The organism is Streptomyces sp. NPDC110618 (assembly GCF_055657065.1).
This window is the reverse complement of sequence record NZ_JBVKBN010000017.1, coordinates 154267-172099: the sequence shown is the minus strand read 5'-3', so window position 1 is coordinate 172099 and position 17833 is coordinate 154267. Positions and strand designations below refer to the sequence as shown.

The window sequence follows — 17833 nt, the reverse complement described above, 5'->3', positions numbered from 1 at the left end:
CGGTTCCCGCCCCGCTCGTATGCGCCGGGTCAGGCGGCAGCGGCCGCGCCCGCGTGGCCGTGCACGCGCGCGATGACCTCCGTCAGCTGGGCCGCGACCTCGCTGTCGTCGGCCGGGTGGGTCTCGGCGAATCGGGTCACCGAGCCGGGGATGGAGAGCTTGACGTCCTCCAGCACCTTGCCGCCCGCGATGCCGACGGCCTTGCGGGTCTCGTCCTGCGCCCACACGCCGCCGTACTGGCCGTACGCGGTGCCGACCACGGCGACCGGCTTGCCGCCGAAGGCACCGGCGCCGTAGGGGCGGGACAGCCAGTCGATGGCGTTCTTCAGAACGGCCGGGATGGTGCCGTTGTACTCCGGGGAGAACAGCAGGAACGCGTCGGCGGCCTGCGCGGCGGCGCGCAGCCGGGCGGCGGGCTCCGGGACGCTGCCCTCGACGTCGATGTCCTCGTTGTAGAAGGGGATCTCGGCCAGGCCCTCGTAGAGCTCGACCTCGGCACCCTCGGGTGCGAGCTTGACGGCCGCCTCGGCGAGCTGACGGTTGTGGGAACCGGCGCGGAGGCTGCCGACGAGCGCGAGGATGCGAACAGACATGGGGGACTCCAGTAGTGAGACAAGCGGTCGGGGGGACCAATCGGACCGTGGTCCGTTTAGTTTCTAGCACCTTAAGCGGACCACGGTCCAGTTTCATTCCCGATGCTTTACGCTGGCTTCATGTCCGCGCCCTTGCCGCCCTTTCCCGGCCACGAGGAGCCCCCCGCCGACGCGCCCGAACTGCTGCAGCTCGGCTCGCCGGACGACGAGCCCTGCCTGCGCGCCGACGCCGCCCGCAACCGGGCCCGGCTGCTGGAGGCAGCCGGGAAGCTGGTGGCGGAGCACGGCGCGTCCTGCGTGACCATGGAGGCGGTGGCCGCGGCGGCCAAGGTCGGCAAGGGGACGGTCTTCCGGCGCTTCGGCGACCGCACCGGACTGCTCGCGGCGCTGCTCGACCACACCGAGAAGAAGTTCCAGGCCGCCGTCATCACCGGCCCCGCCCCGCTCGGGCCCGGGGCACCGCCCCTGGAACGGCTGAAAGCGTTCGGTCTGGCCCTGCTGCGCCGCTCCGCCGACGAACTCGACCTCCAGCTCGCCGCCGAGCCGTCGGCCGAACGCCGCTACTCCAACGCCCCCCGCCGCTTCCTGCGCGGCCATGTGCTGATTCTGCTGCGCCAGATAGTCCCCGACGCCGACTGCGAACTCCTCGCCCTGACCCTGATGCAGTACCTGGACCCGTCGATGATCCACTACCGCACCCGGATCTGCGGCATGCCGGCCGACCGCGTCGAGGCGGGCTGGCTTGATCTGGTCGACCGGCTCACCCGGTCCGCGCCGTCGGCCTGAGCACCTCCGCCCAACCGGCCCCGCCCACAAGGACGTTCACAGTTTCTGCAAAGATGCCGTACGTCATGGTGCAGATACCGAAAACGCCGCGTTCCGTCCCCACGAGCGCCGATGTGGCCCGGCTGGCCGGGGTCTCGCGCGCGACCGTCTCCTACGTCCTGAACAACACCAGCGCCGTACGGATCAGTGAGCCCACGCGCCGCCGGGTGCACGAGGCGGCCAAGGAACTCGGGTACGTGCCGCACGCGGCGGCCCGCTCCCTGCGCGCCGGACACAGCCGTATGGTCCTCATGCCCGCCCCCGCCTTCCCCGTCGGCCCGCTCTACAGCCGCTTCATCCGAGAACTCCAGTCCGCCCTCGGCCGCCTCGACTACACCGTCGTGCAGTACGGCAGCGTCGGCCTGCACGGCGACGAGGCCGCCCGCGCCTGGGCCGAGCTGCGCCCCGTGGCCGTCCTGGTGCCCGGTTCCGGGCTCGGCCCGCAGGGCGTGACGGTGCTCAAGCGCTCCGGCGCCCGGGTCGTCGTCACGGTCGGCCCGGAGTGCGTCGAGGGCGCCCACGCCCTCCAGATGGACCATTCGGCCGTGGGATTCGCCGCGGCCCGGCATCTCTACGAGCGCGGCCGACGCCGTATCGGCGTCGTCGTACCCGCCGAGGACGGCCTGGAGGCCTTCTCCGTACCCCGGCTCGACGGCGTGCGCCGGGCCCTGACCGGCACCGACGCCACCGTGACGGAGCTCCCGCTCGGCTACGACGAGGGGGCCGCCGCCCGGCTCGCCGCCGACTGGCGCGCACGTGGCCTGGACGCCGTGTTCGCCTACAACGACGAATACGCGATGCTGCTGATGAGCGCGTTACAGGACGAGGGCGTCTGCGTGCCCGAGGAGACGGCCGTGGTCGGCGCCGACGACCTGATGCTGGGGCGGCTGCTCAGACCCCGCCTGAGCACGGTCCACATCGAGCTGCCGTCCGGCCGTGACCTGGCCGAACTGGTCGACCGGGCGGTACGCGACCCCGCCGCGGCACCCGAGACGCGCAAGGTCCTGGGAGCATCGGTAGTGCACCGTGACTCCAGCTGACGCACGGGAGGAACCCAATGCGTACGACCGTCGGCATCATCGGCGGCGGCCCGGCCGGGCTGCTCCTGGCCCGTCTGCTGCACCGCGCCGGGGTCGACTGCGTGGTCCTGGAGAGCCGCAGCCGGGAGTACGTCGAGCAGCGCCAGCGCGCGGGCATGCTGGAACAGGGCACCGTCCACGCGCTGCGGGAGGCGATGGCCGCCAACCGGCTGGACGCCGAGGGCATGGTCCACCGGGGCATTGAGCTCAGGTACGCGCGCGAGAGCCACCGCATCGACTTCCCCTCCCTCACCGGTGGCCGTACCGTCACGATCTACCCGCAGACCAAGATCGTCCAGGACCTGGTCGCACTCCAACTCGCCGACGGGCCGCCGCTGTTGTTCGAGGCCGAGGCCCTCGCCGTGGAGGACGCGGACAGCGACCGGCCGGTGGTGCGGTTCCGGCGCGGGGGCCGGGAGGAGACGCTGACCTGCGACTGGGTGGCGGGCTGCGACGGCTTCCACGGGGTGTCCCGCGCGGCGGTCCCGGCCGCCGTCCGCCGAGAGTACGCCCACGACCACCCGTACGCCTGGCTCGGGATCCTCGCCGAGGTCCCGCCCTCCTGCGAGGAGTTGATCTACGCGCGCGGGGAGCGCGGTTTCGCCCTGCACAGCATGCGCTCGCCCACCGTGTCCCGGCTCTACCTCCAGGTCCCGGTCGGTGCCGACCCCGCCGACTGGCCCGACGACCGGATCTGGGACGAACTCGACGCCCGCTTCGCCATCGACGCCGACTGGGCCCTCAAGCGCGGACCGGTCGTCGAGAAGTCCGTGACCCCCATGCGTAGTTACGTCCACGAGCCGATGCGTCACGGCCGTCTGCTGCTCGCCGGGGACGCCGCCCACATCGTCCCGCCGACCGGCGCCAAGGGCCTCAACCTCGCCGTCTCCGACGTCCGGCTGCTCAGCCGGGCCCTGGTCCGCCGGCACTCCACAGGCGAGACCCAACTGATCGACAGATACTCGGACGTGTGTCTTTCGCGCGTGTGGCAGGCGACCCGATTCTCGTACGACATGACTAAGATGTTGCACGCTCAACCAGACGGGGATGCGTTCGACGAACGGATGCAGCTCGCACGTCTGCGCCGGATCACCGCATCCCGCCACGCGGCCGCCGAACTGGCGGCGAACTACACGGGACTTCCCCTCCCCGAGTGAGTCCCGCGGTGACGAACGGAGAGCCGTCATGTCGTTGCTCGACCCGAAGTCCTGGCAGCCGAACCCCCTCCACGGCGGTGAGCACCCCGTCACCGAGCCCGCCACCGGCGAGGCCCTCGGCACGGTCACCCTCGCATCCCCCGAGGACGTCGCCCCGGCCGCCGAGGCCGCCCGACGGGCGCAGACGGAATGGGCGCGGCAGCCGCACTTCGTGCGCGCCGGGGTACTGCGCCGGGCCGGGGACCTGTTCACCGCACACGCCGACGAACTGCGCGAATGGCTGGTCCGGGAGTCCGGCTCCATCCCCGGCAAGGCCGACTTCGAACTGCACGTCGCCGCCCAGGAGTGCTACGAGGCCGCCGCACTCGCCTCCCGCCCAGCCGGGCAGGTGCTGGCCAGCGAGGCGCCCCGGCTGTCCTACACCCGCCGGGTCCCGGTCGGCGTGGTCGGGGTGATCGCCCCGTTCAACGCCCCGCTGATCCTCTCCATCCGCTCCGTCGCCCCCGCCCTCGCCCTCGGCAACGCGGTCGTCCTCAAGCCCGACCCGCGCACGGCCGTCTGCGGCGGCCTCTCCCTCGCCGCGGTCTTCGCCGAGGCGGGCCTGCCCGAGGGCCTGCTGCACGTCCTGCCCGGCGGCGCCGACACCGGCTCCGCCCTGGTCACCGACCCGCAGGTGCCGGTCATCTCCTTCACCGGCTCCACCGCGGCGGGCCGGGCCGTCGGCGAGGCCGCCGGACGCCACCTCAAGCGCGCGCACCTGGAACTCGGCGGCAACTCCGCGCTCGTCGTGCTGGAGGACGCCGACATCGACGCGGTGATCTCCACCGCCGCCTGGGGCTCCTTCTTCCACCAGGGCCAGATCTGCATGACGACCGGACGGCACCTGGTGCACCGGTCGCTGTACCCGCAGTACGTGGAGCGGCTGGCCGCCAAGGCCGACTCCCTCGCGGTCGGCGACCCGCACCGCGACCAGGTCCACCTCGGCCCGCTCATCGACGAGGGCCAGCTCGCCAAGGTGCACGGCCTGGTCGGGTCCAGCGCCGCGAACGGCGCGAAACTGGCCGCCGGCGGCACCCACGACCGCCTCTTCTACCGGCCCACGGTCCTCGCCGACGTCTCCGACGACACCCCCGCCTACGCGGAGGAGGTCTTCGGCCCGGTCGCACCCGTACGCCCCTTCGACACCGTCGAGGAGGCCGCCGCCCTGGCCGCGCGGAGCCCGTACGGCCTGTCCCTGGGCATCGTCACCGCCGACGCCGCCCGCGGCCTGGACCTCGCCGAGCGCATCCCGACGGGCATCGCGCACATCAACGACCAGACCGTGAACGACGAGGCCGTCGCGCCCTTCGGCGGTACGGCCGCCTCCGGCACCGGCGCCCGCTTCGGCGGCGAGGCCAACCTGGAGGCCTTCACCGACCTGCGCTGGACGACGGTGCGCGGCGACGTGGCGCCGTACCCGTTCTGAGCCCTACTCGCCGTTCTGCTCGGCCTGCGCCTGCTGGGCGGCGACGGCCTTGCGGACCTCGTCCATGTCGAGCTTGCGGGCCTGCCCGATGACGTCCGCGAGGGCGGCCTCCGGCAGGGCACCCGGCTGCGCGAACACGGCGACCTGGTCGCGGACGATCATCAGCGTCGGGATGGACTGGATACCGAAGGCCGCCGCCAGCTCGGGCTGCGCCTCGGTGTCCACCTTGCCGAACACCAGGTCGGGGTTCTCCTCCGCGGCCTTCTCGTAGACCGGGGCGAACTGCCGGCAGGGACCGCACCAGGCCGCCCAGAAGTCGATCAGGACGAATTCGTTGTCCGTGACCATCTGGTCGAAGTTCTCCTTGGTGAGCTCCACGGTGCTGCTCATGGCGTGTTCCCACTTCCTGGGTCGGGGGCGAAGCCGTCCGCACAACACGGTCGGACGGGCAGGTATTCCGCTCGCGCACTGCCCCGCCCGAGGGGCGGCGATCCGTTCGCGAACCGTCATGCTCCGGCGCTCGTACCCGTGTGGCCACGGCGCACACCACCCACCAGACTGACCCCATGACGGAATCGGAATCCATCGCGTACGACGTCGTTGTCATCGGAGCCGGGCCCGTGGGGGAGAACGTGGCCGACCGCACCCGCGCGGCCGGTCTGTCCACCGCGGTCGTGGAGAGCGAACTGGTCGGCGGCGAGTGCTCCTACTGGGCCTGCATGCCCAGCAAGGCCCTGCTGCGCCCGGTCATCGCCCAGGCCGACGCCCGCCGCCTGCCCGGCCTGAGCGCCGCCGTGCAGGGTCCCCTCGACACCGCGCAGGTCACGGCCCGGCGCGACAAGGTCGCCGCCCACTGGAAGGACGACGGCCAGGTCCGCTGGCTGGACAGCGTCGGCGCCGACCTCTACCGCGGGCACGGCCGCATCGCGGGCCCCCGCACGGTGACGGTGACCGGCTCCGACGGCACCGAGCGCGTCCTGACCGCCCGGCACGCCGTCGCCGTCTGCACCGGCACCCGTGCCGTCCTGCCGGACCTGCCCGGACTCGCCGAGGTGCGGCCCTGGACCAGCCGCGAGGCCACCAGCGCCAAGCAGGCACCGGGACGCCTGGTCGTGGTGGGCGGGGGAGTGGTCGCCACCGAGATGGCCTGCGCCTGGCAGGCACTCGGCTCGCAGGTCACCCTGCTCGTGCGGGGCAAGGGCCTGCTGAACCGCATGGAGCCGTTCGCCGGTGAACTGGTCGCCGAGGGCCTCACCGAGGCGGGCGCCGATGTGCGCACCGGCACCTCCGTGCGGTCGGTGACCCGCGAGAACGGCACCGTCGTGGTCGTCACCGACGGCGGCGACCGGATCGAGGCCGACGAGATCCTCTTCGCCACCGGCCGCGCCCCGCACACCGAGGACATCGGCCTAGACACCGTCGGACTGGAGCCCGGCTCCTGGCTCCCCGTCGACGACAGCCTCCGCGTCACCGGCAGCGACTGGCTCTACGCCGTCGGCGACGTCAACCACCGCGCCCTCCTCACCCACCAGGGCAAGTACCAGGCCCGCATCGCGGGCGCCGCGATCGCCGCCCGCGCCTCGGGCGTGCCGCTCCTGGAGACCGACCCCTGGGGCGCGCACGCCGCCACCGCCGACCACGCCGCCGTCCCCCAGGTCGTCTTCACCGACCCCGAGGCGGCGGCCGTCGGCCTCTCCCTCGCCGAGGCCGAACAGGCGGGCCACCGCGTCCGCGCCGTCGACTACGACCTCGCCAACGTCTCCGGCGCCTACCTCTACGGCGAGGGCTACCGGGGCCGCGCCCGCATGGTCGTCGACGTGGAACGCGAGATCCTCCTCGGCGTCACCTTCGTCGGCCCCGGCGTCGGCGAACTCATCCACTCCGCCACCGTCGCGGTCGCGGGGCAGGTCCCGCTCAGCAGGCTCTGGCACGCGGTGCCGTCGTATCCGACGATCAGCGAGGTGTGGCTGCGGCTGCTGGAGACGTACCGGGACAACTGACCGGTCGGCTCAGTCCCCTTCCGGGTCCGCGGGGAGCCCGAACCAGCGCAGGAGTACGGGGCGGGCGTCCGCGGGCGCCTCCTCGGGTCCGCGGGCGTAGCGGGCGAGCAGGGCCAAGTAGTCGTCGTGCAGCGCGTTCAGCTCGTCCTTCGTGAGGTGGACGAGGCTGCGTGACCCCCGCATCCAGCCCTCGGACCCGGCCTGCTCCGCGGTGAACCTCCGCGCGAGCTCGACGTCCTCCTCCAGCCTCAGCCGGTCCAGCTCGGCCGACAGAGCACGCTCGGCGTCCGTCAGCTCCCCCTGCGGCGGGCGGCGGATGTCCAGCCCGCGCACCCCGCGCCACCAGCGCTCCCGCCCGCCCGAGCGCTCCGGAATGTCCTCGATCAGCCCGGCGCGCTCCAGCATGCGCAGGTGATAGCTGAGCGTCCCGGTGTTCTCGCCGAGCGCGGCGGCGAGCGTCGTCGAGGTCGCCGGGCCCTTCGCGCCGAGGTGGCGCAGGATGCGCAGGCGCAGGGGGTGCGCGAGGGCCTTGAGTACCTGGGGACTGTCGACGGTGCGGCGCGTGCCGACGTCCGCTGGTTGTTCGTCCGTACCCCGCTCCTGCTCCTGCGTCATGGCGGCAGTCTACCCGGACGGCGGAATTTTCTCTGCAGACCTTCCTCTGCAGAGATGTCTCTGCAATGCTCGACGCATGAAGACGAAGCGACTGAGCCGAACGAACCGAGCTGTGCTGCCCGCCGTGGGGGCCTTGCTGGCCGGGCTCTGCCTGGGTGCCGCGCCCGCGCACGGCGGTGAACGGGCCTCGGGCCCGCCCGAGTTCGATTTCTCCGCGTGCCCGACGGTCGACGAATTCCCCGCGGGAGCGGACCCTGGGACCTGGCGCTGCGAAGTCATGCACGCCACGGGCCACTTGCGCATGGGCACGGTCGACGTGCCCCTCGCCGAGCCGATGCGGATCACCTTCGCCGAAGGCCGCGTGAACGGCGCATTCGCCCAGGTCTTCGGAGAGATGCAGGCCGCGCCCGTCCGGGTCGGGCGCACGCCGCTGACCCTGACTCCGCAGTACGGCGGCCACTCCGACTTCGAGTCCGACGACACCCGACGCGGCGAGTTCGCCATCACGTTCGCGGTGCGCCCGACGCACGGCCTGCCGGTCCTTCCGCGGGGCTGCTCGGTGGGCCGCGACGCCGCCCCGATCCACCTGATACTCAAGGACACCGAGCCCACCCGAGTGATATCCCCGAACCCCTTGGTCGTGGCCTTCGGCGCCCAGGACACGGAGTTCACCGCCCCGCGCACCAGCGGCTGCGGACACCTGGGCCGGATACTCGACCGTGCCTTGGGCCTGCCGTCGGCGTCGGGGGCGAACTCCTTCGACATGGCTGTCACGGTGGCGATCCGGCCCTACAAGTAGAGGCTCCGGTCGGCGTCGGGTCGGCTCAGCCCGGCAACTCGAACCCGAGCGCCGCCGCGGCCTCCTTCGGAGTCGGCTGGGTCCAGCGTTCCGTCATCGCCTGGTTCGAGGAGAGGGAGCGGGGCTCGGCGCGGTCGATGTAGAGGGTGCCGTCGAGGTGGTCCGTCTCGTGCTGGACGATGCGGGCGGGCCAGCCGGTGAACTCCTCGTCCAGGGACTGGCCGTGCTCGTCCTCGCCGGTCAGGCGGATCCGGGCGGGGCGCGCCACCACCGCCTGCCAGCCGGGCACGCTCAGACAGCCCTCGAAGAACGCGGCGCGCTCGGCGCCGAGGGGCTCGTACGACGGGTTGACCAGCACCCGGAACGGCTGCGGCACCCGGCCGCGGGCCAGCCGCACCTCCTCGGACACCGGTGCCGGGTCCTCCAGTACGGCGATCCGCAGGGGCACGCCGATCTGCGGGGCCGCGAGGCCGACGCCGGGCGCCGTGCGCATGGTCAGCCGCATGGCCTCGATGAGGCGGGCCAGCAGGGCGGGGCCCAACTGACCGTCGTAGCGCTCGGTTCCGCGCCGCAGTACCGGGTCGCCGGCCGCGACGATCGGCAACGGACCGTCCGTGGAGAGGAGTTGTTCGACCAGGTCGACCAGGGGCGCGGGATCAGTGGGGGATGCCATCGGGTCAGGATGCCATGGCGCGGGAGGGTGTGATGCAGGTCACTTTGGCGGTCGGGAACTCGGGCGGGGTGCGGCCCGACTACTGGACCGCTACGCAACCCCCCAGTCAGGAGAGGCCCGTCGATGTCCACCGCTCCCTCGACCACCAAGGACGAGGCCCCACCCTCCGGCTCAGCCCCGGCGCAGGGCGGCCGCACCTGGGCGCCCCTGCGCCCGCTGATCCTGCGGCTGCACTTCTACGCCGGAGTGCTCATCGCGCCGTTCCTGCTCGTCGCCGCCGCGACCGGCTTCCTGTACGCGGCGTCCTTTCCCGCCGAGAAGGTGGTGTACGCACATGAACTGACCGCTCCCGTAGGCGAAAAGAAGCTGCCGATCTCCGAGCAGGTCGCCGCCGCCCGCAAGGCGCACCCCGAGGGCACGGTCGCCGCCGTACGCCCCTCACCCGAGGACGACGCGACCACCAGGGTCATGCTCTCCGGCGTCGAGGGCGTCGACGAGGACCACACCCTCTCCGTCTTCGTCGACCCTTACACCGCCGAGGTGCGCGGCTCGCTCGAACAGTACGGCTCCACCGGCGCGTTGCCGCTGCGCACCTGGATCGACGAGTTCCACCGCGATCTGCGGCTCGGTGAGGCGGGGCGCTGGTACAGCGAGCTCGCCGCGAGCTGGCTGTGGGTGGTCGCGCTCGGCGGCCTGGTGCTGTGGTTCTCCCGCCGCCGGACCCGCCGCAAGCTGCGCGGCACGTCCGGTCGCCGCCGCACCCTGGGCCTGCACGGCACGGTCGGCGCCTGGGCGGCGGCCGGATTGTTGTTCCTGTCGGCGACCGGGCTGACCTGGTCGCAGTACACCGGCGCCAACATCGACGAACTGCGCACCTCGCTCGGCGGGGCGACTCCGTCGGTCTCGGCGAGCGCGGGCGACCACTCCGGGCACGGCGCCGCCTCGTCCGGCGGCACCGGGGGCGCGGCGGACGGTGCCGGCCTGGACCAGGTGCTCGCGGCGGCCCGCGCGAAGGGGCTCGGCGACCCGGTCGAGATCGTGCCGCCCGCGGACGCGGAATCGGCGTACGTGGTACGGCAGATCCAGCGCAGCTGGCCCACCAAGCAGGACTCCGTCGCCGTCCACCCCACCACCGGCGAGGTCACCGACGAACTGCGCTTCGCCGACTACCCGGTGCTCGCCAAGCTCACCCGCTGGGGCATCGACCTGCACACCGGCATCCTGTTCGGCCTGGTCAGCCAGATCGCCCTGATGCTGCTCGCGCTGGCGCTGATCGTGCTGATCCTCTGGGGCTACCGCATGTGGTGGCAGCGCGGCCGGGGCTCCGCCTTCGGGCGTCCGATCCCGCGCGGCGCCTGGCAGCAGGTGCCCCCGCAGATCCTGGTGCCGCTGGCGGTGGCGGTCGCCGTCGTCGGCTACTTCGTCCCGCTGCTCGGCATCTCCCTGCTGGCGTTCCTCGCCGTCGACATCGTGCTCGGCGAGATCGCCCACCGCCGCGGCCGGGCGGCGGCGCAGCCGAGGTAACTACCCAGCCAGGGCGGCGAGTTCGGTGTTGGCCCGCTCGGTGACGAGGGCCAGCACCCGCCTGGCCGCGGCGAGGTCCTCGGCCGGGATGCCGGCGTAGACCCGCGCGGTGATGGGGGCGGTCTCGGCGGACGTACGGCCGAAGAGCTCGCGCCCGGCGTCCGTGATCCGTACGGCGGAGGGCTCCTGGGGTGCCAGCAGCCCTCCGCCGATCAGCTCGTCGACGACCGCCTTGGCCTCCGCCGTGTCGATCTTCAGCGAATCGACGACACCGTCGACGAGTTCGTCCCGCTCGACCGGACCGTCGGCCACGGCGACGAGCCGCAGTGTGACGGACTGCTGGAAGGTGGCGCCGTGCCGCGCCAGCACGTTCTCCAGCAGTGCGCGCGAGGCGTAGTGCGCGAGGGCGATGTCGCGGGGGTTGAGCGGGGGAGTGGACGTGGTGGTCATGACTGCTCCTCGGTCTCAAGGGGTGCGTCGGGATCAAGTGGTACGTCGAGCAAGGTGGCCAGCGTCTGCCGGAACTCCTGGGTGCGCTCGCTGTCCAGGCCGCCGAGCGGGGCCAGCAGTCGCTGGTGGAGCCCCTGTACGACGTCGATGGCCTGGCGGGTGCGCTCGCGCCCCAGCTCGGTCAGCGCGAGCTGTACGGCGCGCGGGTCGCGCGGGTCCCGGGTGCGTTCCAGCAGTCCTGCGCTCTCCAGGGAGCGGGCCAGCTTGGAGACGTACAGGGCCTCCAGTCCGGTGTGGTCGGCGAGCCGTCGCTGGCTGGGCTGCTCTCCGCCGCGCTGCATGCCGTACAGCGAGGCCACCATCGCGTACTGCGCGTGGGTGAGCCCCAGCGGGGCGAGGGCGCGGTCGACAGCGACCCGCCACTTCGTGGACAGCCGCCACACCAGGAACCCGGGTGTGGCCTTCTCGGAACCCTTGCTCATGGCAAATACAGTACATGGCGACTATAGTCATGGCTACTATTTTCCGGACCGGTCACCGAAACCGCCCGGAATGACGGACTGACGGAGTGCCCCCGGCGGGGCTACTTTGGGCGACATGAGCAATCTTGATCGCGAGGCCGTGCCCGCGGTGTGCGGCGGCCGTGGCTTCGTCGTCGCGGAGCCGGTCCGCGAACTCCTCAGCCCGCGCCGGGTCAAGCTCGGCGAGTCCTCCGAAGTCCGCCGCCTGCTGCCCAACCTGGGCCGCCGCATGGTGGGCGCCTGGTGCTTCGTCGATCACTACGGTCCCGATGACATCGCCGACGAGCCCGGTATGCAGGTGCCCCCGCACCCGCACATGGGCCTGCAGACGGTGAGCTGGCTGCACGACGGAGAGGTTCTGCACCGCGACTCCACCGGCAGCCTCCAGCTGATCCGCCCCCGCGAACTGGGCCTGATGACCTCCGGACGGGCCATCAGCCACTCCGAGGAGAGCCCCAAGTCGCACGCCCGCTTCCTGCACGGCGCCCAGCTCTGGGTCGCCCTGCCGGACAGCGACCGCCACACCGAGCCGCACTTCGAGCACCACGCGGAACTGCCGGTCATCACCGCACCGGGCCTGACCGCCACCCTCATCCTCGGCTCCCTGGACGGCGCGGCCTCCCCCGGAACGACGTACACCCCGCTCGTCGGCGCCGACCTCGCCCTCGCCCGCGGCGCGGACGTCCGCCTCCCCTTGGAACCGGACTTCGAGTACGCCGTCCTGTCCATGTCCGGCGAGGCCCACGTCGACGGCGTCCCGGTCCTGCCCGGCTCCATGCTCTACCTCGGCTGCGGCCGCACTGAACTCCCCCTGCGCGCCGAGTCCGAGGCGGGCCTGATGCTCCTCGGCGGCGAGCCGTTCGAGGAGGAACTGATCATGTTCTGGAACTGGATCGGCCGCTCCCAGGAGGAGATCGAACAGGCCCGCCGGGACTGGATGGAGGGGACCCGGTTCGGCGAGGTGAAGGGGTACGACGGGGCTCCGCTGCCTGCTCCGGAGCTGCCGGTGACGCCGCTCAAGCCGCGGGGGCGGGTGCGCTGAGGGTCAGACGCCCCATGGGTGCGGATGCGGCACCGGCACCAGGTGGCCCGCCTTCTCCAGCCGCTCACCCAGCCTGTCGGCGAGAGACCGGCTGAACATCGGCGCCCCCGGATAGTCGGAGGCGAACTCCGCCGGGGGGCGCGCCCGGGTCGCCTGTCCAGGTCGCACCGAACACGGCCGGCGGTTCGGCCTCCGCGCCCCGCAACTGCCAGCGCTTCAGGGCGATCAACGAGTCGTCCAGCCGCAGCGTCCGCAGATTCCTCGCACTCGGCGTGATCCGGTGGGCGGCCAGAGGAGCGGAGTTCGTCAGGGAAGTCATCGAACACCTCCGCCGATTCGAGGCGAGCGCGGAGCCCACGTCGCGCGTACGCTGCGAACAGGGGCCGGTCGGCGGTGGGAGTGCTCATGGGCGCCGTGGATCCACTGATGGCGGGCCGGGAGGCTTACGGGCGGCTGGCCTGGCGGGATGCGTACGAGCAATTGGCGGACGCGGATCAGCAGGCGCCGCTCGACAGCGGGGATCTCGAACGGCTGGCTCAGGCGGCGTACCTGGTCGGGGCCCTCGACGCGGCGACCGATGCCTGGGAGCGGGCCCATCACGCGCACCTCGACCGAGGGGATACGGCGGCCGCCGTGCGCTGCGGGTTCTGGCTCGGGCTGGCGCTCTTCCTGCAAGGGGAGCACGCCCGGGGCGGGGGCTGGCTGGGACGGGGCCGGCGGATTCTCGACAACGCGGCGCTGGACTGCGCGGAACAGGGGTTCCTGCAGGTCCCCATGGCGGTCCGGGCCCTCGAAAGCGGTGATCCCGAGGGGGCGTGGCGGTCGTTCGTGGAGATCGGTGAGATCGCCGAGCGGTTCGACGACGCCGATCTGCGGGCCTTCGGGATCCTGGGGCAGGGACAGGCGCTCGTGGCGCAGGGGCGGGCGGCGGAGGGGGTGGCGCGGCTGGACGAGGCGATGGTGACGGTCACCACCGGAGACGTGTCGCCGATCGTCTCCGGGATCGTCTACTGCGCCGTGATCCTCGCCTGCCGTGGGATCTACGACCTCCGCCGGATGCAGGAGTGGACCGCCGCGCTGAGCCGTTGGTGCGCCGAGCAGCAGGATCTGCGGCCCTACCGGGGGCAGTGCCTGGTGCACCGGTCGGAGATCATGCAACTGCGCGGTGAGTGGGCCGACGCCATGGACGAGGCGGCCCGGGCCTGCGAGCACCTGTCCGCACTGCCCGGCGATCCGGTGATGGGTATGGCGCTGTACCAGCGGGGCGAACTGTTCCGGCTGCGGGGCGAGTTCTCCCGGGCCGAGGACTGCTACCGCGAGGCCCGCGACCGGGGGCACTCCGCGCAACCGGGGATGGCCCTGCTCCGGCTGGCCCAGGGGCGGCCGGCCGACGCGACCGCCGCCGTCCGCCGGACCCTGGTCGAGACCGAGGGAGGCGAGGAGCGGCTCAGGGTGCTCGTCGGGTACGTGGAGATCGAGCTCGCCGCCGGATCCGTGGAGGACGCCCAGCTGGCCGTGGACGAGCTCGGCAAGATCGCGGACGCCTTCGACTCGCCGTATCTGCGGGCGGTCGCCGCCTACGCACACGGGTCCGTGCTGCTGGCGGCCGGTGATCCGGAGGCCGCGTGCATCGCCCTGCGCCGGGCATGGGCCGCCTGGCAGGAGAACGACGCCCCCTACGAGGCGGCCCGCGTACGGCTCCAGATGGCGCGCGCCTACCGCCAGGTCGGCGACCACGACACGGCCGGCATGGAACTGCGGGCCGCCCGCGAGGTCTTCCAGCGGCTGGGCGCCGTACCGGCCCTGGAACAGGCCCGGGAGCTGATGGGCGACGCGGTGCGGACGAGCGCCGGCGGCCTGACCCCGCGCGAGGTGGAGGTGCTGCGGCTGATCGCCACCGGCGCGTCGAACCAGCAGATCGCCGACCGGCTCGTGATCAGCGACAGGACCGTCGCCCGGCACGTCAGCAACATGTTCACCAAGCTCGGCGTCTCCTCACGGGCCGCCGCCACGGCGTACGCCTACGAGCACGACCTCGTGTAGGACGCGTACGCAGAAATACCCACGGGCCGCGCACCCGCACATTGGTCGATACGACCGAAGCGGACACCTCTGCCCGACTCGGACCCTTGCCAGTAGGCACCCTCACAGGCCACCGAGGAAGGAGTCCGTGATGAGCACTCACGACACTCGGGAGCCGTCCACCGGGCAGGAGTACCGCGGCCGACTGCTGGCGGCCATGCCCCTGACCGAACGGCGCATCAAGCTCGGGACCGTCTCCACCGCGGTCCTGGAAGGCGGCGACGGACCTCCCGTCGTGCTGCTGCACGGCCAGGGCGAGTTCGCCGCCGTCTGGCTCATGGTGATTCCCGACCTGGTCAGGACGTACAGGGTGATCGTTCCCGACCTGCCGGGCCACGGGGAATCGGTGGTGAGCGACGGCCTGCTCGACAGCGAGGCCGTCATGACCTGGCTGGACGAGCTGATCGACCGGACCTGCCGGGGACGGCCGCCCGTGCTGGTCGGCCACCTGCTCGGCGGTGCCATCGCCGCGCGGTACGCCGTGCACCACAGCCACCGCATCGCCCGCCTCGTCCTGGTCGACACGATGGGCCTGGCCTGGTTCCGGCCCGCGCCGAGCTTCGCGCTGCCCATGGTGGGCTTCGTCGCCCGGCCGACCGCGAAGAGCCGGGACCGCGTGTTCAAGCGCTGCTTCCTCGACATGGAGCACGTGGGCGAGCGCACGGGGGAGCAGTGGGAGCCGTTGCTGGGCTACGCCCTGGACCGGGCCCGTACCCCGAGCGTCCAGGCGGCACTGCGCACCCTCATCCCGAAGGTCGGCATGCGGCCGATCGCGTCCGCTGATCTCACCCGCATCGACGTACCCACGGACCTGATCCACGGCCGCCACGACCTCCAGGTCCGGCTGCGTACGGCGCAGGCCGCGAGCGCCCGCTACGGCTGGCCCCTGCAGGTGATCGAGGACTGCCGCGACGACCCGGCGGCCGAGCAGCCGGAGGCGTTCCTCCGGGCGCTGCGCACGGCGATGGGGGAGTCACGGGAGAACGGAGGCACGCCATGAACACGCGCATGCTTGAGGTCACCGGCCTCAAAGACAGTCGCGTCGGCCTGACCGCCACGCACATCGAGAAGCTCGGCACCCGGCTGGCGGGCCCGCTGCTCGCGGCCGGGGACGACGGCTGGGACGAGGCCGTCCTGGTCTGGAACGCCATGGTCAGCGCGGTGCCGAGACTGGTCGTCCAGCCGGTCTCGGCGGAGGACGTGGCGACGGTCGTCCGGTTCGCCGCGGACCAAGGTGTGCTGCTGAGCGTCAAGGGCGGCGGCCACAACATCGGCGGCACCGCACTCGCCGACGGCGGGCTGACCCTCGACATGTCCCGCATGCGGGAGGTCACCGTGGACCCGGCCGCCCGGCTCGCACACGCGGGCCCGGGGTGCCTGTTGCAGGACGTGGACCGGGCGACCCAGCGGCACGGGCTGGCGACGGTGCTCGGGTTCGTGTCCGAGACCGGGGTCGCCGGGCTGACCCTCGGCGGCGGATTCGGCTATCTGGCGCGCCGCTTCGGCTGGGCCGCCGACAACCTGGAGCAGGTCGAGATCGTCACGGCGGACGGGCGGATCAGGGCCGCGAGCCGGACCGAGAACCCGGACCTGTTCTGGGCACTGCGCGGCGGCGGCGGCAACTTCGGCGTCGTCACCCGCTTCACCTTCCGGCTGCACGAGGTCGGCCCCGTCATCACCGGCGGCCTCGCCGCCTGGAGCGCCGACCGCGTGGACGACGTCCTCGCGACGTACCGGGAACTCACCGCGAACGCTCCCCGCGAGCTGACGGCGGCTGCGGTCGTACGGCTCGCGCCACCCGCGCCGTTCGTGCCGGAGAAGTGGCATCTCAAGCCTGTGGCCGGGGTGTTGGTGTGCCACAGCGGCAAGGACGCCGAAGCCGATCTCGCACCGCTGAGAGCCCTGGGAGATCCGATCTTCGACCTCATCGGTGAGAAGCCCTACACGGCCCAGCAGTCCATGCTCGACGACACGGAGCCCAAGGGGCTGAACCAGTACTGGAAGGCCGAGTTCCTCCCGGACCTGCCCGCCGACTACCTCCCCACCTTCCGGGACGCCGCCCTGGACGTCGCCTCCCCGCTGTCCTTCTCCGTCGTCTTCCACCTCGCCGGCGCGCTGAACGAGGCCGGTGAGGACGGCGGCGCGGTCGGCAACCGGGACGCCCGCTTCATCAGCGGCTTCTCCGGGGTGTGGCCCCCGGGGGCCGACGGCGAACGCATCGTGGGCGCGGTCCGGGCGGGCTGGGAGAGGATCCGCCCGTTCTCGACCGGCGGGAACTACGTCAACTTCCAACTGCCCGAGGACGGCGCCGACCGAACCGCCGCCGCGTACCGGGGCACGTACGAACGACTCCAGCAGGTCAAGGCGGACTACGACCCCGACAACCTCTTCCGGGTCAACCGCAACATCCGTCCGAGCGGGGTGCTATCCATGCCCCATGAACATTGATCACGCGGACCCCGCAGAGCTGGCCGCGCTCCGTGCCGCCTTCGGCATCCAGGGCACGGGCGCGCCGGCTCTCGGGTGGGAGGCGGTCCGTGCCTTCGAGGCGGAGCACGGGATCGTCCTGCCCGAGCCGTACCGGACCTTTGTCGCCGAGATAGCGGACGGTTCGCCGTCCGGACCACCGGCGTACGGGCTGCTGCCCCTGGCGGAGCTGCCGATCGACTGGGGCGGTGACGCGGAGGAACGCGACCTCGGCAGGCCGTTCCCGCTGACGGGGATATGGGTCTGGGAGGACGACGAGGAGACCCCGGTCGAGGAGCTTGAGCAGCGCATCCGCCACGTGCACGACCACGGCTCGGTCGTGTTGGGCACCGACGGGTGCGCGATGAACTGGCATCTCGTCGTCACCGGGCCGCACTGGGGGCACGTCTGGCAGGTTACCGACGTCGGTGCCCTCCCGTTCGGCACCCCGTTCGGGGGCACGAGCGCGGAGCCCGGATTCGCGGGATGGGTACGGCACTGGGCGGAGAAGAAGGAATGGTTCGACGCCGAGTGACCGATTC

General features: G+C 72.4%; 18 protein-coding genes. 12 read left to right on the top strand and 6 right to left on the bottom strand.

Annotated features, from left to right (window positions below; genetic code table 11):
- Positions 1-29: 29 nt before the first annotated feature.
- A complete protein-coding gene (locus ACZ7L7_RS26990) occupies positions 30-593 on the bottom strand; it encodes an NAD(P)H-dependent oxidoreductase (RefSeq protein ID WP_285511934.1) in 564 nt (187 codons plus the stop codon).
- Positions 594-713: 120 nt separating this feature from the next.
- On the opposite strand from ACZ7L7_RS26990, the gene ACZ7L7_RS26985 reads away from it, so the two are divergent.
- From ACZ7L7_RS26985 to ACZ7L7_RS26970, 4 genes are all read left to right on the top strand, one after another.
- Positions 714-1379 carry a TetR/AcrR family transcriptional regulator gene (locus tag ACZ7L7_RS26985; RefSeq protein WP_285511935.1) on the top strand — a complete coding sequence of 222 codons (666 nt, stop codon included), beginning with the start codon at positions 714-716 and terminating at the stop codon, positions 1377-1379.
- Positions 1380-1444: 65 nt separating this feature from the next.
- Complete coding sequence (locus ACZ7L7_RS26980) at positions 1445-2458, top strand: LacI family DNA-binding transcriptional regulator (protein ID WP_285511936.1); 1014 nt, start codon at positions 1445-1447, stop codon at positions 2456-2458.
- A gap of 17 nt (positions 2459-2475) precedes the next feature.
- Complete coding sequence (locus ACZ7L7_RS26975; protein WP_285511937.1) at positions 2476-3654, top strand: 4-hydroxybenzoate 3-monooxygenase; 1179 nt, start codon at positions 2476-2478, stop codon at positions 3652-3654.
- Between the two features lie 28 nt (positions 3655-3682).
- Positions 3683-5119: a benzaldehyde dehydrogenase gene (locus ACZ7L7_RS26970; RefSeq protein ID WP_285511938.1), complete on the top strand. Its 1437-nt coding sequence runs from the start codon at positions 3683-3685 to the stop codon at positions 5117-5119.
- A 3-nt stretch (positions 5120-5122) separates the two neighbouring features.
- On the opposite strand, the gene trxA is transcribed toward ACZ7L7_RS26970, so the two are convergent.
- Positions 5123-5509: a thioredoxin gene (trxA, locus tag ACZ7L7_RS26965; RefSeq protein WP_285511939.1), complete on the bottom strand. Its 387-nt coding sequence runs from the start codon at positions 5507-5509 to the stop codon at positions 5123-5125.
- Between the two features lie 176 nt (positions 5510-5685).
- On the opposite strand from trxA, the gene ACZ7L7_RS26960 reads away from it, so the two are divergent.
- A complete protein-coding gene (locus ACZ7L7_RS26960; protein WP_471428905.1) occupies positions 5686-7119 on the top strand; it encodes a dihydrolipoyl dehydrogenase family protein in 1434 nt (477 codons plus the stop codon).
- Between the two features lie 9 nt (positions 7120-7128).
- Here the strand turns inward: ACZ7L7_RS26960 and ACZ7L7_RS26955 are convergent, their stop codons facing one another.
- On the bottom strand, positions 7129-7734 hold the full coding sequence (locus tag ACZ7L7_RS26955) for an ArsR/SmtB family transcription factor (protein ID WP_472077523.1): 606 nt from the start codon (positions 7732-7734) through the stop codon (positions 7129-7131).
- Between the two features lie 76 nt (positions 7735-7810).
- On the opposite strand from ACZ7L7_RS26955, the gene ACZ7L7_RS26950 reads away from it, so the two are divergent.
- Complete coding sequence (locus tag ACZ7L7_RS26950) at positions 7811-8533, top strand: hypothetical protein (RefSeq protein ID WP_472077521.1); 723 nt, start codon at positions 7811-7813, stop codon at positions 8531-8533.
- Positions 8534-8558: 25 nt separating this feature from the next.
- On the opposite strand, the gene ACZ7L7_RS26945 is transcribed toward ACZ7L7_RS26950, so the two are convergent.
- Positions 8559-9206, bottom strand: a complete 648-nt coding sequence (locus ACZ7L7_RS26945) for a peptide deformylase (RefSeq protein ID WP_471428908.1) — start codon at positions 9204-9206, stop codon at positions 8559-8561.
- 123 nt (positions 9207-9329) lie between these two features.
- Here ACZ7L7_RS26945 and ACZ7L7_RS26940 point away from each other — a divergent pair, with 123 nt between their 5' ends.
- A complete protein-coding gene (locus ACZ7L7_RS26940) occupies positions 9330-10730 on the top strand; it encodes a PepSY-associated TM helix domain-containing protein (RefSeq protein ID WP_472077519.1) in 1401 nt (466 codons plus the stop codon).
- Here the strand turns inward: ACZ7L7_RS26940 and ACZ7L7_RS26935 are convergent, their stop codons facing one another.
- Positions 10731-11180 carry a MarR family transcriptional regulator gene (locus ACZ7L7_RS26935; RefSeq protein WP_453604660.1) on the bottom strand — a complete coding sequence of 150 codons (450 nt, stop codon included), beginning with the start codon at positions 11178-11180 and terminating at the stop codon, positions 10731-10733.
- The gene (locus ACZ7L7_RS26930) at positions 11177-11662 is read right to left on the bottom strand and encodes a MarR family winged helix-turn-helix transcriptional regulator (RefSeq protein ID WP_453604658.1); all 486 of its coding nucleotides are present in this window, start codon (positions 11660-11662) and stop codon (positions 11177-11179) included. The genes ACZ7L7_RS26935 and ACZ7L7_RS26930 overlap by 4 nt, the downstream gene beginning before the upstream one ends.
- 115 nt (positions 11663-11777) lie before the next feature.
- On the opposite strand from ACZ7L7_RS26930, the gene ACZ7L7_RS26925 reads away from it, so the two are divergent.
- The 5 genes from ACZ7L7_RS26925 (at position 11778) to ACZ7L7_RS26905 (ending at position 17826) form a co-directional block, all read left to right on the top strand.
- Positions 11778-12743, top strand: coding sequence for a pirin family protein (locus ACZ7L7_RS26925; RefSeq protein ID WP_285511947.1), 966 nt, complete (start codon positions 11778-11780; stop codon positions 12741-12743).
- Positions 12744-13148: 405 nt separating this feature from the next.
- Entirely contained in the window at positions 13149-14786 is a 1638-nt protein-coding gene (locus ACZ7L7_RS26920) for a LuxR C-terminal-related transcriptional regulator (protein ID WP_472077516.1), read from the top strand.
- 130 nt (positions 14787-14916) lie between these two features.
- Positions 14917-15825: an alpha/beta fold hydrolase gene (locus ACZ7L7_RS26915; protein WP_472077514.1), complete on the top strand. Its 909-nt coding sequence runs from the start codon at positions 14917-14919 to the stop codon at positions 15823-15825.
- A complete protein-coding gene (locus ACZ7L7_RS26910; protein WP_472077512.1) occupies positions 15822-17273 on the top strand; it encodes an FAD-binding oxidoreductase in 1452 nt (483 codons plus the stop codon). Before ACZ7L7_RS26915 ends, ACZ7L7_RS26910 begins: the two co-directional genes overlap by 4 nt.
- Positions 17263-17826, top strand: a complete 564-nt coding sequence (locus ACZ7L7_RS26905) for an SMI1/KNR4 family protein (protein WP_285511951.1) — start codon at positions 17263-17265, stop codon at positions 17824-17826. Before ACZ7L7_RS26910 ends, ACZ7L7_RS26905 begins: the two co-directional genes overlap by 11 nt.
- Positions 17827-17833 lie beyond the last annotated feature (7 nt).

Bases quoted from the DNA above. Each gene is read 5' to 3' on its own strand.
- ACZ7L7_RS26990 (WP_285511934.1), bottom strand. From the start codon at position 593: ATGTCTGTTCGCATCCTCGCGCTCGTCGGCAGCCTCCGCGCCGGTTCC.
- ACZ7L7_RS26985 (WP_285511935.1), top strand. From the start codon at position 714: ATGTCCGCGCCCTTGCCGCCCTTTCCCGGCCACGAGGAGCCCCCCGCC.
- ACZ7L7_RS26980 (WP_285511936.1), top strand. From the start codon at position 1,445: ATGGTGCAGATACCGAAAACGCCGCGTTCCGTCCCCACGAGCGCCGAT.
- ACZ7L7_RS26975 (WP_285511937.1), top strand. From the start codon at position 2,476: ATGCGTACGACCGTCGGCATCATCGGCGGCGGCCCGGCCGGGCTGCTC.
- ACZ7L7_RS26970 (WP_285511938.1), top strand. From the start codon at position 3,683: ATGTCGTTGCTCGACCCGAAGTCCTGGCAGCCGAACCCCCTCCACGGC.
- trxA (WP_285511939.1), bottom strand. From the start codon at position 5,509: ATGAGCAGCACCGTGGAGCTCACCAAGGAGAACTTCGACCAGATGGTC.
- ACZ7L7_RS26960 (WP_471428905.1), top strand. From the start codon at position 5,686: ATGACGGAATCGGAATCCATCGCGTACGACGTCGTTGTCATCGGAGCC.
- ACZ7L7_RS26955 (WP_472077523.1), bottom strand. From the start codon at position 7,734: ATGACGCAGGAGCAGGAGCGGGGTACGGACGAACAACCAGCGGACGTC.
- ACZ7L7_RS26950 (WP_472077521.1), top strand. From the start codon at position 7,811: ATGAAGACGAAGCGACTGAGCCGAACGAACCGAGCTGTGCTGCCCGCC.
- ACZ7L7_RS26945 (WP_471428908.1), bottom strand. From the start codon at position 9,206: ATGGCATCCCCCACTGATCCCGCGCCCCTGGTCGACCTGGTCGAACAA.
- ACZ7L7_RS26940 (WP_472077519.1), top strand. From the start codon at position 9,330: ATGTCCACCGCTCCCTCGACCACCAAGGACGAGGCCCCACCCTCCGGC.
- ACZ7L7_RS26935 (WP_453604660.1), bottom strand. From the start codon at position 11,180: ATGACCACCACGTCCACTCCCCCGCTCAACCCCCGCGACATCGCCCTC.
- ACZ7L7_RS26930 (WP_453604658.1), bottom strand. From the start codon at position 11,662: ATGAGCAAGGGTTCCGAGAAGGCCACACCCGGGTTCCTGGTGTGGCGG.
- ACZ7L7_RS26925 (WP_285511947.1), top strand. From the start codon at position 11,778: ATGAGCAATCTTGATCGCGAGGCCGTGCCCGCGGTGTGCGGCGGCCGT.
- ACZ7L7_RS26920 (WP_472077516.1), top strand. From the start codon at position 13,149: ATGGGCGCCGTGGATCCACTGATGGCGGGCCGGGAGGCTTACGGGCGG.
- ACZ7L7_RS26915 (WP_472077514.1), top strand. From the start codon at position 14,917: ATGAGCACTCACGACACTCGGGAGCCGTCCACCGGGCAGGAGTACCGC.
- ACZ7L7_RS26910 (WP_472077512.1), top strand. From the start codon at position 15,822: ATGAACACGCGCATGCTTGAGGTCACCGGCCTCAAAGACAGTCGCGTC.
- ACZ7L7_RS26905 (WP_285511951.1), top strand. From the start codon at position 17,263: ATGAACATTGATCACGCGGACCCCGCAGAGCTGGCCGCGCTCCGTGCC.